Below are 21,400 nucleotides of genomic sequence, written 5' to 3' on the forward strand. Positions count from 1 at the left end.
AAGAGTGTGGTCTTGTCCGTATACACTCGCAGTTACAAATCTCGCAATATCATTATGCATTATGTGCTCATATTTAATATAATAGAGCGCAAAACAGCTTCTGCTAAATAATAATTTTAATTTAGCAAACAACGTGTTTTAGTTATTTAGTATAGATAACTTAATAATTACGACAAAAATTGTTACAATAGCTGTTAGTAGTACCACAAATATCGCTAAGAAATATATAAGCCGCAAGATGCTGTAATCAGACGATTTGGCAATATCACTTGCGGCTTTGTGACATGTTGAGAGATGTATTATTTACTTTCGCTCTAGTCGGTTTAAGACCTTCTAATCGCATGTTGTATATTTTATATATGCTACTTCATTAGATGCCGTAACAAGTACTGTGAGTAGCAGCGCAATATTATCAACCTCATATAATTTTAATCAGCTTACGCAGGACGTACTAACGTATGGGTATTAGCAGCAGTTCTACAGAGTCAGTCAAGCCAGTTGGCTCTATGAGAATCAATCTATTTTTTGCCATTTTACTGATTGCGATGACTTCCTACTTTTTGTGGTGGGGTTTAGATTACACCATGCGTCAGCAAACGACGCTATTCATCGTGGCGACCGCTTTTGGTGTCTTTATGGCATTCAATATCGGTGGTAACGATGTCGCCAACTCATTTGGTACTTCGGTGGGTGCAGGGACGTTGACTATCCCGCAAGCATTGGGTATTGCCGCGATATTTGAAGTATCGGGGGCAGTCCTTGCAGGCGGGGAGGTGACTGATACGATTCGAAGCGGCATCGTCGATCTAGATGGTCTATCAGTGACGCCCAATCAGTTCATTTATGTCATGCTCTCCGCATTGGTTGCAGCAGCATTTTGGCTGTTATTTGCGACCAAAAAAGGTCTGCCTGTTTCGACCACTCACTCCATTATTGGCGGTGTGATTGGTAGCTCCATTGTCTTAGGTATCACGTTAGGTGGTACGGACATGGCGCTATCAACGGTAGACTGGGGAACGGTTGGAACTATCGCTATTTCTTGGGTGCTGTCACCGCTACTAGGTGGCGTGTTGTCTTATCTTTTATATGGACAAATCAAGAAAAACATCATTGAATATAATGATAAAACCGAAGCCTATATTGCGACGCTAAAAGGCAATAAAAAAGTCTTAAAGCAAAACCATAAAGAGTTTTTGGATGGTTTGACAGAGTCTGAACAATTGGCCTATACGTCAGCGATGCTACGTGATCAGGAAATCTATAAAGATGACGATTGTATCGTTGAAGACCTAGAAACTGATTACTACAAAAAGCTTTATGATATTGAAAATGAACGTAGTAGCCTTGATACTCTAAAAGCACTTAAGCAATGGGTACCTATCATTGCTGCCGCAGGTGGTGCGGTAATGACTTCTCTAGTCGTCTTTAAAGGTCTGAAAAATGTTAATAGCGGCCTGACCACACTACAGGGCTTCTTGATTATGGGTATGATAGCGGCGCTAGTATGGCTAGCGACCTATATCTATACCAAGAGTATTCGCGGTAAGCACAAAGAAGATTTGACCAAAGCGACGTTCATTATGTTTAGCTGGATGCAGGTCTTTACCGCGTCAGCTTTTGCTTTTAGTCATGGTTCAAACGATATCGCCAACGCGGTTGGTCCTTTTGCCGCCATCATGGATGTGATTCGTACTAATAGTATCGCTACTGAAGCTGCGGTGCCACCTGCTGTTATGCTGACTTTTGGTGTGGCACTAATCGTTGGTCTTTGGTTCATTGGTAAAGAAGTGATTCAAACTGTCGGTACCAATCTAGCGAAAATGCATCCAGCTTCAGGCTTCTCAGCTGAGTTAGCTGCTGCTGCTGTTGTAATGGGCGCATCGACTATGGGTCTGCCTGTATCAAGTACTCACACGCTAGTAGGTGCGGTACTGGGTATCGGTATCGTCAACAGAGATACGAACTGGAAGCTTATGAAGCCGATTGGTTTGGCTTGGATTGTGACGCTACCTGCAGCGGCTACTATGTCTGCCATCAGTTATCTTGTATTGAGCAACATTTTTTAATGCGCTGTTTTCATCAGTGAATTATCATAATTGAGTTTGAATAACTAGGTTCAACGCAATAAAAAACGCTTATCAGCATCATGCCGATAAGCGTTTTTTTAATGATATATGACGATTTACTCGGTACCAAACTGCTTACGTTTTTTGGCAAAAAATCTGTCCAATCTATCCATCGCATTTTCTAGGTCAAGCAAGTTAGGTAAGAACACCAGGCGGAAATGGTCAGGTCTGTCCCAGTTAAACCCAGTACCTTGAACCATCAATACGTTTTCTTCAACGAGCAAGTCCATCATAAAGTCCATATCATCGGTGATAGGGTAAACCTCTGGATCCATTTTTGGGAAACAGTAAAACGCGCCTTGAGGCATGGTACAAGAAATACCTTTGATAGCATTTAGACGTGAGACAGCCATTTCACGTTGCTTATATAGGCGACCCTTTTCAGAGGTTAGGTCTTGCATGCTCTGATGCCCACCCATCGCGGTTTGAATGGCGTACTGTCCTTGCACGTTAGAGCAAAGACGCATGGATGCTAGCATATCTAAGCCTTCAATAAAGTCAGCTGCGTGCTGTTTGCGGCCCGATACCATCATCCAACCTGAGCGAAATCCTGCAATACGATGTGACTTTGACAAGCCATTATAAGAAAGTACCAGCACGTCGTCAGTCAAGGTGCTCATCGGGGTATGTACATTATCATCATAGAGAATGCGATCGTAAATCTCATCAGCCATGATGATCAAATCATGCTCTTTAGCGACTTCAATAATTTGCTTTAATAACTCATCACTATAAAGGGAGCCTGTCGGGTTATTTGGGTTAATAACCACGATGCCCTTTGTTTTGCTCGTGATTTTAGACTTAATATCTTCAATATCAGGGTGCCAGTTATCTTCTTCATTGCAGCGATAGTGCACCGCAGTACCACCAGCGAGATTGGCTGCTGCTGTCCAAAGCGGGTAGTCTGGCATCGGAATAAGGACTTCATCATCATCGTTCATCAATGCCTGCATGGTCATGACAATAAGCTCAGAAACCCCATTGCCCAAATATACGTCACGTACGTCAACGGCCGACAGCAATCCCTTTGATTGGTAATATTGCAAAATGGCTTTGCGCGCTGAGAAAATCCCCTGTGAGTCTGAATAGCCAGTCGCTTCAGATAAGTTCATAGCGACATCGCGTAAAATCTCATGCGGGGCTTCTAAACCAAAAGGCGCTGGGTTGCCCACGTTTAGTTTTAATATGCGTTTGCCTTCTGCTTCCATCTTATTAGCAGTCTGCAATAGAGGACCACGAATGTCATAGCAAACGTTTTGTAATTTATCAGATTTTTTTATAGTGTTCATAGCATGACCGTTTTTCGGATTGGTTGTCGAATTGGTTTTTGAGCCTTTAGGAGCAGTAAAAGGTTTTGTTGATTGAGCGTCAGTTGCTTTAATATCTGACTGGGTGTAGGAAATCGTATCCATCTCTTGATGTTCACTGCGCTCTATAGATGATGTCGATTCGTCTGCATCAATAGCTTCATTGTTGAGGTCGCCGCGCAACAGATATCCCTCACTACAGCCCAAAATACGCGCGAGCGTAGGCAGCTTGGATGAGACAATGCCGTTGGTACTGCGCTCCCAGTTTGATATAGCACCACGACTCACTTTTGCACCAGCGGCTGTCATGGCTTGTGCTAGTTGCTCAGCAGTAAATCCTTTATCACGGCGCAACTGTACCAGTCGTTCCGCTTGCGTACTTTTACTATTGTCGTCAGACATTGTCGTTTGAGCCTTTATTAATCAGTAGTTATTCAGTGTAGAGATATATTAAACATTTTAGTTAAACACTAATGCAAGATATTATTGCATTGATAGTTAATTTGCAAATAATTTTACAATCAGCTCTATTAGTCTTTGCAAGTATATCTTGCAATTAACATTTAGCTTATATTCATACGGCTCTAAATCTCATATAGACTATAAAATGTATAGATATCAAAATTACATCTTTACCCATCATTATCTAAAATTAATTTGGTATATTTAACTTAGTTAATCTCGCCAATCATGCTGTCTATCTCACAATACAAAGAGTACTTTTCTTATATATGCCTTGAATAGTGTGCCGATAACCAACAGATAGAGCACGTCGTTCTCATAATCATATGGCGATAAAATAGTTACCGAGATTAGATAATAAATACTCGAATAAGGATAAATTATGCAAGACAACCAACTAAGCAAAGAAGAAATCAGCCAGTTGACTGAAGCTGACTGGAAAGAGCGTTTAACCGCTGATGAGTATCATATTATGCGTGAGAAGGGCACTGAACGCCCATTTACAGGTGTATATAATGATGCGACAGATGACGGCGTTTACCGTTGTAAAGGCTGCGGTGCAAGCTTATTTGACTCAAGCAATAAATTTGATGCGAGCTGTGGCTGGCCAAGTTTTGATCAAGGTATCGATAACAGCGCGATTGAAGAGCACGTTGATAACTCGCTAGGCATGACTCGTACCGAAGTCACTTGTAGCAACTGCGGCGCACATTTAGGCCATGTGTTCCCTGATGGTCCTACTGAGACAACAGGCATGCGCTATTGCATCAACTCAGTATCTATCGATTTAGATAAATCTGAAAAATAAGTAGGCTGAATATTATTAGAAACGTGAAAGGGAAGTACAAGGTGCTTCCTTTTCAATAGTTTTATTATGTGTATGATAGAAAAAGAAATAGTGCATAAACACCCAAAACAATAAAAACCTCAATTTAAGGATAAATGATGAGTACAATTTACGATTTTACGGCTGAGCGCATGGATGGTAGCTCGCAAGCGTTTTCAGATTACCAAGATAAAGTATTATTAATCGTCAATACCGCAAGCAAATGTGGATTTACGCCGCAGTTTGAAGGCTTAGAGTCGCTATATCAACAGTATAAAGAGCAAGGACTGGTTGTCGTCGGTTTTCCTTGTAATCAATTTGGTAGCCAAGACCCAGGTAGCAATGACGAGATTGGTGCGTTTTGCCAAAAGAATTATGGTGTCAGCTTTCCGATGATGGCAAAGACTGATGTCAATGGCGCAGATGCTCATCCTATCTATGAATGGCTCAAAGAACAAAAGGGTGGCGTGCTGACAGATGGTATTAAGTGGAATTTCACCAAGTTCCTAGTCGATAGTAAAGGTCAGGTTATTGACCGCTATGCACCAACGACCAAGCCAGAAGCCATCAAAAACGATATAGAGCAAGCATTAGCCAATAAGTAAGCATCAAATCTAAAAAAACATTGGTTTTGTATGAGAATATAAAATCAATAAAAACAAATGCTTGCTGGATATCCTAATAAAAATTGAAAAAATATCTAAAAAATTGGCAAATACTGTTTGACACCCAACAGTAAATCTATATAATACACACCCACAGCAACGGAGCTTAGTGACAAACTTAAGAGCTCAGTTGATGTTGAATAAATTGCATCGCAATTGTTCGAAGGGTGATTAGCTCAGTTGGTAGAGCGTCTGCCTTACACGCAGAATGTCGGCGGTTCGAATCCGTCATCACCCACCACTTCTTAGCAAGTGGCTAAACAAGCTAAGAGACCTAAGCAGCGGTAGTTCAGTTGGTTAGAATACCGGCCTGTCACGCCGGGGGTCGCGGGTTCGAGTCCCGTCCGCTGCGCCATATTTAAAACGAATTTAAACCTTTGGGTTTAAGCAAGTTTCGCCTCAAGCATTAGATTGTTTGAGGTTTTTTTGTGTCTGTTTTTTATGTATCTATGTTTTATGAGTGATAAGTCAGGTAAGGAAGTACGGTAAGAATTAGAACCTAGTACTATGATTTATATGTACTTAAGTCGTATCAATCAAAGGTCAGCTAAAACGTAAACCCTTCTTTTATATCAGTCTGATATTGAATAGAAGAAGGGTCGTCGTATTTATCTTAGGTATAACATGTCTTATTTACAGCAATTTAAAATGCCTTTGCTTAAAACTAATTATCTAAAACTTGAGATGCGTTTTAGCTCATTGCAAATTTTATCTACGAATAAAGAATTATTCATGCGTTGCTTGCCATGCGCCCATTGACCCTAGATAGATATCAATGTTCTCAAAACCTCGACTAGCGAGCCACCCTGCTGCTATTGTTGCCCGAGCACCACTGGCACACATCAAGGTATAGTGGCGACTTTGGTCAAGCTCATGCCAACGCTTGTTCAGGCGACCAACATAGATATGCTGTGAGCCTTCAATCGCATTGGTATTTCTCTCATCGATATCGCGCACATCGAGCAATGTCCAGTTCTGAGCATTATTAAGACGACTCTCTACCTCGGTTGTATCGATCATAGGGGTTTGCTGCATCTGTTCCCCTTTAGCAGCGGCAGGGACGACACCCACATAGCCACCTATGATGTTATCAAAAGCAATACGTACCAGATGCTCCATCGCAATCGCCAGTTGCTCTTCATCAGAGGCAATCAGTGCCAAGCTTTGTCCTTCCTCGATAAACCATCCAGCAAACGCAGGTAACATGTTGACAGGTAAGCTCATAGAACCGGGCAGGTGTCCTGACACATATGCCATGGGTTCACGAATATCGATGAGATGATCAGCATCGCAGTCATGCAGCTGTTTGAGCGAAAGGTTACGCGGACGCATAACGACTGGAGGCGCTTCACCACCTTCCATATTAAGGCGCTCCATCAATCTGAAGTAGGGCGGCTGATAATGGTTTTCGCTCGTCTTGAAATCAATAAATGCCTCACGATCGGTAATCTGTAAACGTGGATTGTTCATTCTTTCGTGACCAACGGTAGAAAACTCTCGCTCCGCCATACCTGATCCGCAGACGGACCCAGCACCATGAGCCGGATAAATAATTGCCTGATCACCGAGCGCTAGAATGTCTTGTAACGAATCATAAAGTAAACCTGCAACTTCTCTCCGACGCTCAGGATAGAAGTCCGTACGACCGACATCACCTACAAAGAGCGCATCCCCAGTAAAAACGCCAACCGCCTTATCTGGATACGCCGTATCAAACAGCGCATAAGCAAGATGATCATCGGTATGACCAGGCGTTTCTAGGACGTGGATTTCCAATTGGCCAATTGAAAAGCAATCACCATTACGTGCGGTCTGAGCGTAGACAACAGGTTGCTCTGGATTAGGGCCATGCAAAACTGTTGCTCCTGTCATTGCGGCCAAGATAGGTGCCCCAGAAACCAAATCCTCATTACGATGTGTCTCAAAAATATGAGTAATCTCAAGTCCTGCTGCACGCGCCTTTTCTACATATATCGCGCAGTCACGACGTGGGTCAATTACCGCTGCTTGACCACCAGAGCCTACCAAGTAGGATAGGTGCGAAAGTCCAGGTGTCTTAATTTTCTCTAGTAGCATGGTCATTTCCTTATTGTTGTTTTAATCATAATAGTTATTTTAATCAGGTTTACTGGCAGTACAGAGCGAGAGCTACCAGCCAAATCTAGTTTTACTGTTGCATAAACTTGTATTCAATCTAGCATGAAATTCTAAGTATCATCAATATACAATAACATATATTAAACTTGTTATTTACATAAGGCCAAACGTAGAAGGCTTTAGGTTGAGAAGGTGAAGGGATCATTATTTTCACTATTTGGTTAATCGCTTTTACTCGTTGATATATATAGTTTAATCACACAGATATATCTTTTTTAGAATAAAAATATCTGTAAAACATTGAATTATTTTAATATGTCTGTATTATTGGACATATGGAAATAACTAATGCTATCGCAAGCTTTGCTGCGCTCTCTCAAGATACTCGTTTAAAAGCTTTTAAGCTGCTTGTCAGCCATGAGCCTGAAGGCCTACCTGCGGGCGAAATAGCCCGTCAGCTCTCTGTACCTCATAACACAATGTCAGCCCACCTATCGGTGCTAGCACGGGCAGGGTGGGTAGTTTCACAGCGTTATAGCCGACAGATTATCTATCGTGCTTCGCTATCACATATGGAAAACGTCATTCAGTTCCTGTTGCAAGATTGCTGTGCGGGACATCCAGAATTGTGTGCGTCACTCATGGATAGCCTGAGTGGGTGCAGAGTAAATGAGTCTGTTGAGCAAGGTAACGATTAAACCAATTATCATTTCGATAAATACATAAAATAGGTGTAAACACTATGAAGCCATTAATCTTTCATAATCCTAAATGCGGAACCTCTCGTAACACGCTTGCCATTATTAAAGCATCAGGTGAAGAGCCAGAAGTGGTGGAATACCTGAAAAATACACCAACGCGCGACCGTTTAGTGGAGCTGTTGGCACAAATGCAGATTTCGCCTAGAGAACTATTAAGAAGCAAAGAAGCTATCAATGATGAGCTTGGTCTAGATAATCCTGAGTTGTCTGACGACCAAATTATCGACGCCATGATTGCGCATCCTATTTTAATCAACCGTCCTATCGTGGTGACTGATAAAGGCGCTGCTCTATGCCGCCCGTCAGAGCGTGTGTTTGAATTACTAGCCAATCCAGTAAGTAGCTTCACAAAAGAAGACGGCGAGGTTGTTACTCATGACAAACACTGAGGTTGACCAAGCATTGGAAGCCAAATCTACTGCTTCGCCAGAATTTAGCTTAGACGATTTGCCCAATATTGATATAGATAATCTTCAACCTATCGACATTGATTCTTTGGTTGCACCGAATGATTCACGTCATCCGCCGAAAATATTAGTGCTATATGGTTCTGTCCGTGCGCGCTCGTTTTCTAGGTTGGCCGCTGAAGAGTCAAGCCGATTGCTGCGTTGGTATGGTTGTGAAGTAAAAATGTTTGATCCATCTGGCCTACCATTGCCTGATGATGTAGATTCAGACCATCCTAAAGTACAAGAATTGCGGGAGCTGGCGCAGTGGACAGAAGGCATGCTGTGGGTGAGTCCAGAGCGTCACGGCAGTATTACCAGTATCATGAAAGCGCAAATCGACTGGATACCGCTGTCCCTAGGTGGCGTACGTCCAACTCAAGGTAAAACCCTAGCACTGATGCAAGTCAGCGGCGGTAGTCAGAGCTTTAATACGGTTAATCAGATGCGTATTCTTGGGCGTTGGATGCGGATGATTACTATCCCCAATCAATCTTCGATACCCAAAGCGTTCTTAGAGTTCAACGACGACAATCGTATGGATATGTCTCCGTTATATCTGCGTCTTGTCGATGTTTGTGAGGAGCTAGTGAAGTTTACTTGGCTCACACGCGGACGTTCAGATTATCTCACTGATCGTTATTCAGAACGCGTTGAGAGTGCTGAAGAACTATCGAGCCGCGTTAATCAAAAATCGATCTAACCTCCTAATCGATCTAATTCCCTATATTAAATCGGCTGAATAAAGTCAGCTCAAGTAAGGTCGTATAATGCTTGCATTTGCTATTTTTGTGGTCACTTTAGTCTTAGTTATCTGGCAACCTAAAGGTTTGGGTATCGGCTGGAGCGCCATGGGTGGTGCCTTAGTCGCGTTAGCACTTGGCGTCGTGCAGTTATCAGATGTGGGTATCGTCTGGGATATTGTCTGGGATGCGACCTTTACTTTTGTGGCGCTGATTATCATCTCGCTTATCTTAGATCGGGCAGGGTTCTTTGGCTGGGCTGCATTACATGTGGCACGCCTTGGCAATGGGCAAGGGCGTTTATTGTTTCCGATGATTGTCGTGCTCGGCGCCTTTATTTCTGCATTTTTTGCCAATGATGGTGCTGCGCTATTACTAACCCCGATTGTCATTGCTATCTTGCTGCGTCTGAAATTTTCGCCACCATCAGCTTTGGCATTTATCATAGCAACTGGTTTTATCGCTGATACGGCAAGCCTGCCATTGGTTACCTCAAATTTAGTCAACATTGTCAGTGCCAATTATTTCGATATTGGCTTTGGTCGTTATGCGGCGGTGATGGTACCAGTCAATATCGTGTCTGTATTAGCGACGCTACTGGTGTTGTGGGTTGTCTATGCACGTCATATTCCAACAACTTACTCGACTAGCGAGCTCAGCGCTCCAGAGTCTGCTATTACCGATCCATTGGTATTCCGAGCTGCTTTTCCACTATTAGGCTTGCTACTGGTCGCCTATTTTGCGACTGAGCCGTTAGGACTACCTATTTCACTGGTCACGGGCATCGCTGCTGTCGCGTTAATGGCAATCGCTGGCCGCATATGGCAAGGTGGGCACGGTGCGGTAGTCTCTGTGAGCGATGTAGTACGTAAAGCGCCTTGGCAAATCGTACTATTTTCAATCGGTATGTATTTGGTGGTATATGGTCTGGGTAATGCAGGGCTTACTGCTTATGGTGCGCAAGTACTTAACTGGTTGGGTCAACAAGGCGCAGTCATTGCTACCGTTGGAACTGGATTCTTGTCTGCTATAGTCGCGTCTGTTATGAATAATATGCCAGCAACTTTAGTCGGCGCGCTTGCGATTGATCAAGCACAAGTGCCTGCTGCAACGCGAGAGCTAATGATTTATGCTAATGTCATCGGTAATGATTTGGGCCCTAAGTTTACGCCGATTGGTAGTCTGGCTACTTTACTATGGCTACATGTATTAGCAGAGAAGGACTACAAAATCAGTTGGGGACAGTATATAAAGATTGGTCTATTGATCACTCCGCCTGTGTTGTTAGTGACACTGTTGGCATTGGTATTCTGGTTGCCACTGTTGCCAAGCTAAGCTAGCCAATAGAGAACTTGCTATATCTATTTAGATAGTGAAATGATGAAATCATCAAAAAGTGATAACAGAAATAAGCTGGAAGAACTGCACCAAATTGCTCAGCAACTTAGTAGTCGTGCTACGCTTTTTGGTGAGTTGGCCACTAAAGAAAGGGATGTAACGATAGAAATTAAGAATATCGCTGCGAAATTGTATAATAGAGCTAAGAATTTAGATGAGAAAAGCTTTAAAGATATTAGGGATATGAGGGGTAATTCAAAAGACCTTATATTAATCTCAGAATTTAATGATGCTATTGAACAATCAAAGGCTATTATGATTAATTATTTTAAGCATTAAAAAGCTCCATAAATCTTGAGAATGCAAAGTTTATGGAGCTACGTATACGAGGTTACTTTGAATCAAAAACAATATATTCGATTATCAATAGTCTTAGCCGTTCCAACTTTAGCTTTTAGTCTCTATTTAGGGCAACAAGATGTTATTCATGAGAGAGGGCAGTTTGTACAATGTAGTGTGAGTGAAGCTAATTGCTCTGCAATGATAAACACTTCCACACAAGTACTTCACAAACAATTGAGATATTTTGTTTATCCCACAGACAGGCTTTTAGGGTTATATAATATTGATATTCCTATGAAAATTTCTTTTGAGACTATTGATGGCGAGATGCTAGATGTAAGTAGTTTAGTAGACAGTAAAATGCTAGAAACAAACAGTTGTTACATATGGTCAAATAAAGATGTTTACTGTGAGTACGAGGATATGCGCCGTATTCTTCCTTATCTTCTAACAAGAGGACGAATAGAGTTTATCAATCCAGAAGATGAAATAGCATTTAACAATATAGTTGAAGAGGGTGAGTCGTATTTTGAAGATTATACCTTACATCGCATTTTCGAAGGTTTCGGACTATTCTTTATATTTGCTACTCCCTATCTTATATTTTCATGGTTAGTACATTTTGTTATCTATGGAGCACGAATAAGCTCAGAGAAAAAAGACCCTATCAGTAGACTGTAAGAGATTAAGTGGCTAGCTACAGATCACGTTTTCTATATTGATCATTGCAAATGATCTAGGATATTGCACCATTTCACTAGTAGAATAAACTTCAGAACGTGTAAGTTTATGAGTCTTCTTATCGTAATAGGTTGAAGATAATGCCTGACGCGCCTTATACTTACAGTCGTGCTTAAATTTTATGAGACTGTAATTTTCGTATACATCAGCATCTTTCATCGTATAGTAAGTAAAGTCACCTTTTATTTGTATAGAATCTCTATCAATGTAATCTACATACCCTTTAGGTACGTTTAGTTTAATCCATGATTCAGCATTTGCCATTGGTATAAGTGCAAATACAAATAATATATATTTCATAATAACTTTCTCTCTCTGGTAGCTTCAGTAATATTCTATCGTGACAATGATATTCATTTTTAAATATCATTGTCATAATCAAGTATGAGATAAAGTAGTGATTAGCGCTTATCAAAATGGCAAAATAGATAACCAATATTAGGGTCTGTTGAACATCCAAATATTAGGACTGCTGATCGCTAAAATCGCATCAAACTAGGTGTAAACCGACGATAATGTCGAGACCTTAACTAGGCTTGCAACAACGTTTGAGGTGATTTTAGCATCAGCCTTTCAGAACAGGGCTATTTTTTGCCAATACCTGGCGAAATTGTCTAACCTAGAACGACTAGGCGTCAAAAATTTCACTGCGTATTGTCTAAAAAATAGTCACTGCCAGTACCACATTTGAATGTTCAACAGACCCTAAATGATACGCATAAAAAAACCCTCATCAAATTGATGAGGGTTTTGGCAAATGCCATAATTGAATCAAAGTTGACTCAAGAAATTTACTACTAAAATGTGGCTCTCCAACCTGGGCTCGAACCAGGGACACACGGATTAACAGTCCGTTGCTCTACCAACTGAGCTATTGGAGAATAGGCTGTAAGTGTTTAATCGCTTACAACGAGCCTTAGAAGTCTCTAACGAGTTCTTGCTAAGTGGGGCGTATTCTAGCAAAGTTAAAAAATACGTCAAGCCTTTTTTTGCATAATTAGTAAAAATTGTCATTTTAATGATGAGATAGCGTGTTTTTCCTATTTATATCTAAAACTCGTAAAAAAAAGACGCCCTATAGAGTGTATAGGGCGTCTTTTTTATGAACAGCGGTAAGACTTGTTGCTATTTACAATTTATTCAGCAACGTCCAAATCAGCCACTGCTTTTTCGATACGTGATAGTGCATCTTTTAACGTCGCCTCATCAGTAGCGTACGAGATACGCATATAACCGCCAAGACCGAACGCATCACCAGGTACGACTGCCACGCCAACTTTGTCCAATAACCATGCTGAGAATTCAGTACATGACGACAGGCCAGCCGCTTTGATGAGCGGTACGATATTTGGATAGACATAAAATGCGCCATCAGGACGCAAGCAAGTAATACCTTTAATGGCATTTAGACCATCTACGACTAGGTCACAGCGTTTCTCAAAGGCGGCTACCATCGGCTCTAGTACGCTCTGATCACCACTGATAGCGACTTCCGCTGCCACTTGGCTGATTGACGTCGGGCATGAGGTAGATTGTGACTGTACCTTTTTCATAGCGCCGATTAGCTTAGCAGGGCCACCCGCATAACCGATACGCCAGCCTGTCATCGCATACGCTTTAGACACACCGTTCAAGATAATGGCACGATCTTTTAGCTCAGGTGCCGCGTTTAAGATATTGTAGAACTTATCACCTGTCCAGCGGATGTGCTCGTACATATCGTCTGAAGCTACATAGACTTGTGGATGCTTTTTCAATACTTCAGCGATGGCCTTTAGCTCATCTAATGTATAAATCATACCTGTTGGGTTAGATGGGCTGTTTAATACCAACAATTTAGTCTTGTCAGTGATGGCTTCTTCTAACTGCTCAGGGGTGATTTTGAAGTCTTGCTCAGCTGGGCATTTGACAATGACTGGCACGCCTTCTGCGATGATAACCATATCAGGATAGCTGACCCAGTATGGCGCTGGGATGATGACTTCATCGCCAGGATTGATAAATGCTTGGGCAAGGTTAAAAAACGACTGCTTACCACCGACCGATACTAGGATTTCGTTTGGCTCATAGCTGATGTCGTTGTCGCGTTTGAATTTCTCGATGATGGCTGTTTTCAGTTCTGGCGTACCATCGACAGCTGTATATTTAGTGAAGCCATCATTGATTGCATCGATTGCTGCTTTTTTGATGTGTTCAGGGGTATCAAAATCAGGTTCACCAGCGCCCAAACCGATAATATCTTTACCAGCTGCTTTTAGCTCTTTGGCTTTATTGGTAATCGCTAGCGTAGGTGATGGTTGGATGTTGTTGACGCGGTCAGACAGTTGCAACTCGCTCATGAGAGATCCTTTTTTATATGAGGGTGGGGTTGGTGGAAATCTGATATTAATTATATAACGTTTTCATTGCTATCAGGACAAGATGTCAGATAGTTTAAGAAAAGATAGCATCATCTTACCGTAATACGGCGGTCATTCAATTATAGATGATGGTGATGATGCTTCGGCAAACGATGCGATTGCTAATTTTTGCATTGTAGCATGCTGATATTGAGCTGTCTTATGACGCTAGTAACAGAATATTGTGTCGTTGCTTGTGATAGCAGCATCCTTGTGAAAGTAGTAAACAACACGCTTATATTAAGCTTGAGCCCAGACGATTGCGAAGACACAACAATAAACCTGTAGCCGACCACTATAATTATTTAGATTTGTTAAATAAAATGGCCTATAGCTTAATAAAATGCGACCAATGATATCTGCCAAGAATAACGATAATAGATAGCTGTTATCAAAAATCTAAATTTTCATTAAGCAATCAGTTTAAGCCCAGTAATTCCATATTATGAAAATATTTAAAAAGATAAGAATACTCAAAAAGGATATTTACGATGACAGATTCTACTGAAAAATTACATATTCTCATTACTGGGGCGACGTCAGGCATTGGTAAGCAGTTGGCAAAAGACTATCTGCTAGCAGAACATCATGTATATGCAGTTGGCCGTGACGACGAAGCGTTGTCTGAACTTCAGGCGTTAGGCGCGGAAACGATTGATTTAGACTTAATGGATCGAGAAAAGGTCATCGAAGCTTTTGAAAAAATCGACAATGTCGATCTAGCGATTTGCGGTGCTGGCATGTGCGAGTACTTAGATATGCCGAACTTTGATAGCAGTGTCTTTATGAAAGTAATGTCGGTAAACATGGGTACGTTGTCCCATGCGATCGAAGGGGTATTACCAAAGCTAATCGCTTCAAAAGGTCGCTTGGTCGGTATCGGTTCAGCGTCTGCTTATGTGCCTTTTGCGCGCGCTGAAGCCTATGGTAGCTCAAAAGCTGCTATCCATTATCTAATGAAGACTCTACAGATTAGCCTTGCTCCGCATGGTGTGTCAGTCAGCTTAGTCGTGCCTGGTTTTGTTGAGACACCGATGACCAAACAGAATGACTTTCCGATGCCATTTATCCAGACGCCAGCGCAGGCCAGTCAAGCCATACGCGATGGTATCGAGAGTGGGCATGACGTGATTGAATTTCCAAAAAAACTAACCATGCCTTTGAAAGCATTAGGCACATTGCCTGATTTGGTCTGGCAGCAAGTTAGTGAAAAACTTAATAAAAAATAATCTACCATTAATAGAGATCTTAGCTAATAGAACTCTTAGCCATCATATCGACAGAAAAATATAGAAGGGAATGCTTTTATGCCGTTTACTCGTTTCAAGCCTGCAAGTAACCAAAAAAATGCTACCAAGGTTGCAACAGATTCTGACCATCAGACTACCCCAAAACGTATCGCTATCATCGGCTCAGGTGTATCAGGACTGACATGTGCCCATTATCTAGGTACGCAACATGATGTGACGGTATTTGAAGCCAATGATTATATCGGCGGGCATGTAAACACGATTGACGTGGCACTACAAGACGGTAAAAAAGCGAAGAGTAGCAATGTAGAGAGTAGTGCGATAGATACAGGGTTTATTGTCTTTAATGAGCGCACATACCCGAACTTCTTTCGTTTGCTTCATGAGTTGCAGGTGCCGTTTCAGGCAACGGACATGAGCTTTTCTGTCAAAAACACTGCACGTCATTTTGAATATAATGGTCATACGCTTAACACTTTATTATCGCAGCGTAAAAACGTAATCAATCCGAAATTCTGGCAGTTTATCAAAGATATTTTACAGTTTAATAAGCATATCAAACAGCTACGCCAAGATTATGATAGCGCGCGCTCTCAAGGACAAGATGTCAGTAGCTTTGCAGAGCAAACGCTTGGCGGTTATTTGACACAAAAAAAATACGGTCAGCTATTTACTGATAACTATCTATTGCCAATGGTATCGGCCATTTGGTCAACCAGCCTAGATGAAGTGCAAGAATTTCCTTTGGTGTTTTTTGCACAATTCTTTGACAACCACGGGTTGCTCGACGTGGTCAATCGTCCGCAGTGGTTTACGATAAAAGGCGGTTCAAAACAGTATGTCAACAAATTGATTCCACGCTTTATCAAAGCGGGTGGCAAGATACGGGTCAATAGCCCAGTACAGTCTGTAGTTCGTGATGGCGAGCAAGTGATTTTGACGGTACAGAATGCTTTGACAGTGCAGGATAAAGGTAACGCTGACAACCGTAGCGAAAAACTTGTATTCGATGAGGTTGTTTTTGCTTGTCATGCAGATACCGCATTAAAGATTTTAAAGGATGCGAGCACCGATGAATCTGAAGTGCTAGGTCGTTTCCGCTTTACCAAAAACACGGCTGTACTGCACACCGATACCAGTGTTTTACCTAAGAAACCATTGGCATGGGCAAGCTGGAATTATTTAATAGATGAAACAGTTTCAGGTAATGCTAAGGATGAGCAGGCGTCTGGAAACGCACAGATACCTACAAAGCCAGTGCTGACTTATCATATGAATATTCTGCAACGCTTAACCAAAAAACACAATTATTTGGTTACCCTAAATCCAGCTTTAGACAATAAAAGCGTTGATGATAAGCAGATAGTTAAGAGCATCGATTACAGTCATCCAGTATTCGATCTTGCGATGATTGATGCGCAGACCAAATGGTCGAGTATCTCGGGTAATGGTTTGCACACGCATTTCTGCGGGGCTTATTGGTTTAATGGCTTTCATGAAGATGGCGTACGCAGTGGATTACGCGTCTGTCAGGCGCTTGGTCTTGATATTGATATAAAAGACGAGGTTGACCCAGCTCATTTACCTGACGCTGATAGCGCGCATACACCGTTTCGTTATAAAGACTTACCTATAAAAGCGGATACCAAATTACGTAGGTTGAATAAGCGCGAAGTAACCACAGCGACGACCAATCGGGAACTGGTTGAGTATGCCGATCGTTTGCAGAGTTCAACTGCTGATACGAGCCAATATAAGAAACGTGGCTTATTCGGTCGCCGTAAAACCAAATAATATGACGATTAATGCCGTTATGTATTCTAAGTGTTTTGAAAGATTCGCCATATAAAAGTATGCCGTTATATAAGAGACTATTTATGACCACGTCCGCTCAAGATACCAATGCTATGCCAAGTCATGAGTATTCTTATGATACCACTGCATTGCCGCATCAGCTGTTTGAGGGTACGACATGGCACAGTCGGCTGCTACCTAGTTTGAATAAATTCGTTTACCCTTATCGCTACTGGGGCGTCAATATTAGCGCATTGGCGACAGGGCAAGAACTTCCTGAAATTAGCACGGCGTCATTTGATGAGAGTAAGTTTTTAGAAAAGTTACCATTACGTAAAGTATTACCGAAAAAGCTACTAGCAAAAGGTCTGCCTCTATTTTCAGCAAAGAAAAAGGCGCTACAACAATTCTGTCCTGATGACTATCTACAGCATACTGACCTACAGAGTGCTAATAGCCTAAGTAACGATGAAAAACATGATAGTAACGGACAGTCTATTCAAGCACTAGAAAAACGTCTAAGCCAAGCATTTGAAAAACATGCAGGTAGCGCGCCTGAAGGCGATATGTTGGGATTGCTTGTCTGCCGTAATGCGGGCATGTACTTTAGCCCAGTTAATTTTTACTTGGGGTTTGATGCGCAGCAAACGCCCACTCATTTACTGGCTGAAGTGTCTAATACGCCATGGGACAAGCGTTATTACTACGGGTTTCTGTTAGAAGGAGAAGACACTGAGTTCTGTCATGACAAGGACTTTCACGTATCCCCTTTTAACCCTATTGATCAGCTGTACCGCTGGCAGGTAAATGTAAAACGTACTAAAACTGATGAGCAACCTAATACTGGCTTACAAGTGCGTATCGCTATCAATATCAGCGATGAGCGCGGTGACGTTCTAAAAACTGGTATAAAGATATCAGGCGTACTGATGACAGAGGATGCTGTTCGTCATAGCTTGCGGAAAAACCCTTTGATGAATATGACGTCATTAACCCGTATTTATTGGCACGCGTTTAAGCTCTATGCGATTAAAAAGGTGCCATATATCAACTACGATGAAAAATTAGCTGACAGTCAACAGAAAGGCGGACATCAGAAAAGTAGACAGTAGAAAAGCAGCTAGCAGAAAAATAATAGTCAAAAAAGATGTCTTATAGTTACAGCAATTTTTAAATATCAACAATCCAAAAATCTCGTCAATGTAATACTAAGAATGAATCACTAAAAAATAAAGCATTTAAACAAGGATAAATACACGATGCCAGCACGACCGACCGATCGAGCACCAGTCACAAAACTAGAAAAATTAACTGCTCGTGTGAGCAAAGTAGTTAATGAAAGTGCTGTACTACAGCCAGTCAGCAATAGTGTGAATCACTTAGCGAGAAAGCTTATCTTTCGTGCGTTACAGCACGTTCAGTTTGGTAGCCTCACGTTGATTGAGACATTCGATGAGCAGGAACCTAAGACAAGTAGCTTTGGTAAAGTAGCTACTAATGACGCTAGTAGCTCGGCGGTTGGTCGCCATTCGCTACATGTGACGTTACAAATTCATGATCCTGCTGTTTATCGTCAGCTATTACTTGGTGGCTCTATCGCGCTAGCAGACAGTTATATCGATGGTGAATGGGATACGGATGATCTAACAGGTTTGATTCGCTTGGCAGCTCGTAACTTAGCCGTACTCAATAAACTAGAGAATCGTTTTGCTGGTATTAGTAAAGCATTTGAAAAAGCGAAGCATCAGCTGCGTAGCAATGACAAATCTGGCTCCAAATCCAATATCTTAGCGCATTATGATTTGGGCAATGACATGTATGAGCGGTTTTTGGACGATACGATGATGTACTCATCAGCAGTTTATCCTACACCTGACGTGACGCTCAGTGATGCTCAGCAGCACAAATTATCTCTTATATGCCAACGTTTACAGCTCAGTGCGGATGATAATGTGATTGAAATCGGTACAGGGTGGGGCGGTTTTGCTATCTTTGCGGCCAAGCATTACGGCTGCCATGTGACCACCACGACTATCTCTGATGCCCAGTATGATGAAGCGAAGCGACGAGTCGAGGCGGCAGGGCTGTCTGACAAAATCACGCTACTCAAGCAAGATTACCGCGAGCTGACAGGTCAATATGACAAGTTAGTCAGTATCGAGATGATTGAAGCGGTGGGGCATGAGTATTTGCCGACGTTCTTTGCTAAATGTAATAGCTTGCTCAAGCCGACAGGTCTTATGGTATTGCAGGCCATCACCTTTAATGATCAAAATTATCAAGACTATATCGATTCAGTCGATTTTATCCAAACGCATATCTTCCCAGGTGGTTGTCTGCTTTCAAACCAAGAGCTGACGACACAATTTACTGAACAAACCGATATGGTCGTCAAACAATTGCATGATTATGGTTTTGATTATGCGTATACGCTGCGTGACTGGCGTGCTGCATTTATGGCCCAGCGTGCAGAGATTCAAGCGCTTGGCTATGACGATGCCTTTATACGCCTATGGGAGTTTTACTTCTGTTACTGCGAAGGGGGATTCTTGGAGCGCACGATCGGTGTGGTGCAAGTCACTGCGGTGAAGCCTAACAATATCGACACGCTGCATTTTTCTGATCTGCCATCTGCCGTCTTAAATCATAAAACGGTTTTGAACGATGAGACAGCCTTTAATGATGCAGATATGACAGACACCGCATCGGTATAAGTTAGGTGATATAGATAGGGTTTGCTTATAACTTTCATAGGGTCTCATACTGTCTAACAGTTTGAGACCCATATGTTGAGAGGTTGTACATTGAAAGGTTTTACATCGAAAGGTACTACGATGCTTGCAGGGCACGCTTATCACGCAGACCTGAATAGCGTGTGACCGCTAATGCCATTAAAGAGATGACAGCGCCGATCCAAGCTGTATCTTGCAACGACATATTTTCGACCACGCTACCACCGATGATTGAGCCTAATGCAATACCGACATTAAATGCAGCAATGTTCAATCCAGAAGCGACATCGACGGCGTTCGGTGTATATTTTTCAGCTTGTTTGACCACGTAGATTTGTAGGCCTGGTACGTTACCAAAGGCGAAAGCACCCCATACCAAAATAGTCAGCACAGCAGCAATCTTGGATTGCATAGTAAAGGTGAACAATAAAAGAATGACACTTAAGGCGCTAAATATAATGCTAAGCGCACTAATAGGGCCACGTTTATCTGCAAGTTTTCCGCCCCAGATATTACCGATCGCAACAGACACGCCATATACGAGCATGATGAGACCAATGGCTGATGGTGCAAATTTGGTCTGCTGCTCTAAGATAGGTGCTAGGTAGGTAAACGCCGTAAACGTACCGCCATAGCCAAGAATAGTCATTAGATAAACTAGCAGTAGTTGTGGTTTTACAATGACTTGTAGTTGCTCTTTGAACGTTGCAGGGATAGATTTCTTAAGGTTTTTCGGTACCAATATGGCGCTACCAATTAAAGCGATTAAACCCAGTACTGAGACGACTAGAAACGTAGCGCGCCAACCGAAATGCTGTCCAATCCATGTGCCAAGAGGTACACCAGTGACGAGCGCCACGGTAAGTCCTGTAAACATAATGGCAATTGCGCTGGCTTCTTTTTCTTTACTGACAAGACTGGTAGCAATCATGGAACCAATAGAGAAAAACACACCATGCGCTAGACCAGTCAAGATACGGGCAAGTATTAAGGTTTCATAACTGGGTGCTTGCCAAGCCAGCAAGTTGCCGATGACAAACAGACCCATTAGGCTCATCAGTACTATTTTACGGTTCCAGCGGCCAGTGAGTGCGGTAAGTATAGGGGCACCGATAGCAACACCAACAGCATATAGGCTAACGAGCAACCCTGCTGAAGGTAAGCTCACGCCTAGATCGGCGGCAATAGTTGGCACCAATCCAACGATGACAAATTCGGTTGTCCCAATTGCAAATGCGCTTAGAGTAAGCGCCCATAAAGCGAGTGGCATAACGACATCCTAATAATTAAATGATGCGCGTAGTTTGACCGATTTATAGTTTGCAAAAAACAGCATAAATGACAAAATACCTTTGTTAATTTTGTAAAGGT

General features: G+C 42.1%; 18 protein-coding genes and 3 tRNA genes. 15 read left to right on the forward strand and 6 right to left on the reverse strand.

The window, feature by feature from the left end; genetic code table 11:
* Positions 1–458 precede the first annotated feature (458 nt).
* Positions 459–2,066 carry an inorganic phosphate transporter gene (locus tag JMX96_RS03540; protein WP_101206393.1) on the forward strand — a complete coding sequence of 536 codons (1,608 nt, stop codon included), beginning with the start codon at positions 459–461 and terminating at the stop codon, positions 2,064–2,066.
* A 116-nt stretch (positions 2,067–2,182) separates the two neighbouring features.
* On the opposite strand, the gene JMX96_RS03545 is transcribed toward JMX96_RS03540, so the two are convergent.
* The gene (locus JMX96_RS03545) at positions 2,183–3,835 is read right to left on the reverse strand and encodes an aminotransferase class I/II-fold pyridoxal phosphate-dependent enzyme (protein ID WP_320157901.1); all 1,653 of its coding nucleotides are present in this window, start codon (positions 3,833–3,835) and stop codon (positions 2,183–2,185) included.
* 442 nt (positions 3,836–4,277) lie between these two features.
* On the opposite strand from JMX96_RS03545, the gene msrB reads away from it, so the two are divergent.
* From msrB to JMX96_RS03565, 4 genes are all read left to right on the forward strand, one after another.
* Complete coding sequence (msrB, locus tag JMX96_RS03550; RefSeq protein WP_057760931.1) at positions 4,278–4,703, forward strand: peptide-methionine (R)-S-oxide reductase MsrB; 426 nt, start codon at positions 4,278–4,280, stop codon at positions 4,701–4,703.
* A gap of 137 nt (positions 4,704–4,840) precedes the next feature.
* On the forward strand, positions 4,841–5,326 hold the full coding sequence (locus JMX96_RS03555; RefSeq protein ID WP_201567372.1) for a glutathione peroxidase: 486 nt from the start codon (positions 4,841–4,843) through the stop codon (positions 5,324–5,326).
* 225 nt (positions 5,327–5,551) lie between these two features.
* Positions 5,552–5,627: transfer RNA gene (locus JMX96_RS03560), tRNA-Val, on the forward strand.
* A gap of 37 nt (positions 5,628–5,664) precedes the next feature.
* A tRNA-Asp gene (locus JMX96_RS03565) sits at positions 5,665–5,741 on the forward strand.
* A gap of 371 nt (positions 5,742–6,112) precedes the next feature.
* On the opposite strand, the gene JMX96_RS03570 is transcribed toward JMX96_RS03565, so the two are convergent.
* Positions 6,113–7,462 (reverse strand): MBL fold metallo-hydrolase, encoded by a 1,350-nt coding sequence (locus JMX96_RS03570; protein ID WP_201567374.1) that lies wholly within the window; start codon positions 7,460–7,462, stop codon positions 6,113–6,115.
* A gap of 356 nt (positions 7,463–7,818) precedes the next feature.
* On the opposite strand from JMX96_RS03570, the gene JMX96_RS03575 reads away from it, so the two are divergent.
* From JMX96_RS03575 to JMX96_RS03600, 6 genes are all read left to right on the forward strand, one after another.
* A complete protein-coding gene (locus JMX96_RS03575; RefSeq protein ID WP_201567376.1) occupies positions 7,819–8,181 on the forward strand; it encodes an ArsR/SmtB family transcription factor in 363 nt (120 codons plus the stop codon).
* A 44-nt stretch (positions 8,182–8,225) separates the two neighbouring features.
* Entirely contained in the window at positions 8,226–8,633 is a 408-nt protein-coding gene (gene arsC, locus JMX96_RS03580) for an arsenate reductase (glutaredoxin) (RefSeq protein ID WP_057760920.1), read from the forward strand.
* Positions 8,620–9,393 (forward strand): arsenical resistance protein ArsH, encoded by a 774-nt coding sequence (arsH, locus tag JMX96_RS03585; protein ID WP_201567378.1) that lies wholly within the window; start codon positions 8,620–8,622, stop codon positions 9,391–9,393. The genes arsC and arsH overlap by 14 nt, the downstream gene beginning before the upstream one ends.
* 64 nt (positions 9,394–9,457) lie before the next feature.
* Positions 9,458–10,768, forward strand: a complete 1,311-nt coding sequence (locus JMX96_RS03590) for an arsenic transporter (protein ID WP_201568021.1) — start codon at positions 9,458–9,460, stop codon at positions 10,766–10,768.
* 42 nt (positions 10,769–10,810) lie between these two features.
* Entirely contained in the window at positions 10,811–11,110 is a 300-nt protein-coding gene (locus tag JMX96_RS03595) for a hypothetical protein (RefSeq protein ID WP_201567379.1), read from the forward strand.
* A 57-nt stretch (positions 11,111–11,167) separates the two neighbouring features.
* The gene (locus JMX96_RS03600; protein WP_201567381.1) at positions 11,168–11,794 is read left to right on the forward strand and encodes a hypothetical protein; all 627 of its coding nucleotides are present in this window, start codon (positions 11,168–11,170) and stop codon (positions 11,792–11,794) included.
* A 12-nt stretch (positions 11,795–11,806) separates the two neighbouring features.
* Here the strand turns inward: JMX96_RS03600 and JMX96_RS03605 are convergent, their stop codons facing one another.
* The 3 genes from JMX96_RS03605 to JMX96_RS03615 all read right to left on the reverse strand — a co-directional run bounded on the left by JMX96_RS03605 (position 11,807) and on the right by JMX96_RS03615 (position 14,193).
* Positions 11,807–12,154, reverse strand: coding sequence for a hypothetical protein (locus JMX96_RS03605; protein WP_201567383.1), 348 nt, complete (start codon positions 12,152–12,154; stop codon positions 11,807–11,809).
* A 505-nt stretch (positions 12,155–12,659) separates the two neighbouring features.
* Positions 12,660–12,735, reverse strand: a tRNA-Asn gene (locus tag JMX96_RS03610).
* A gap of 255 nt (positions 12,736–12,990) precedes the next feature.
* A complete protein-coding gene (locus JMX96_RS03615; RefSeq protein WP_057760918.1) occupies positions 12,991–14,193 on the reverse strand; it encodes a pyridoxal phosphate-dependent aminotransferase in 1,203 nt (400 codons plus the stop codon).
* Positions 14,194–14,744: 551 nt separating this feature from the next.
* Between JMX96_RS03615 and JMX96_RS03620 the strand changes: the two genes are divergently transcribed.
* The 4 genes from JMX96_RS03620 (at position 14,745) to JMX96_RS03635 (ending at position 20,011) form a co-directional block, all read left to right on the forward strand.
* Complete coding sequence (locus tag JMX96_RS03620; protein ID WP_201567385.1) at positions 14,745–15,482, forward strand: SDR family NAD(P)-dependent oxidoreductase; 738 nt, start codon at positions 14,745–14,747, stop codon at positions 15,480–15,482.
* A gap of 78 nt (positions 15,483–15,560) precedes the next feature.
* Positions 15,561–17,297, forward strand: a complete 1,737-nt coding sequence (locus JMX96_RS03625; protein ID WP_201567387.1) for an NAD(P)/FAD-dependent oxidoreductase — start codon at positions 15,561–15,563, stop codon at positions 17,295–17,297.
* Positions 17,298–17,380: 83 nt separating this feature from the next.
* A complete protein-coding gene (locus JMX96_RS03630; protein ID WP_201567389.1) occupies positions 17,381–18,409 on the forward strand; it encodes a DUF1365 domain-containing protein in 1,029 nt (342 codons plus the stop codon).
* 147 nt (positions 18,410–18,556) lie between these two features.
* A complete protein-coding gene (locus tag JMX96_RS03635) occupies positions 18,557–20,011 on the forward strand; it encodes an SAM-dependent methyltransferase (RefSeq protein ID WP_201567391.1) in 1,455 nt (484 codons plus the stop codon).
* A gap of 115 nt (positions 20,012–20,126) precedes the next feature.
* Here JMX96_RS03635 and JMX96_RS03640 read toward each other — a convergent pair whose 3' ends face one another.
* Positions 20,127–21,299, reverse strand: coding sequence for an MFS transporter (locus JMX96_RS03640; RefSeq protein ID WP_201567393.1), 1,173 nt, complete (start codon positions 21,297–21,299; stop codon positions 20,127–20,129).
* Positions 21,300–21,400: the final 101 nt, after the last annotated feature.

The sequence above is a fragment of the Psychrobacter sp. JCM 18900 genome (assembly GCF_904846625.1).
Classification (GTDB): domain Bacteria; phylum Pseudomonadota; class Gammaproteobacteria; order Pseudomonadales; family Moraxellaceae; genus Psychrobacter.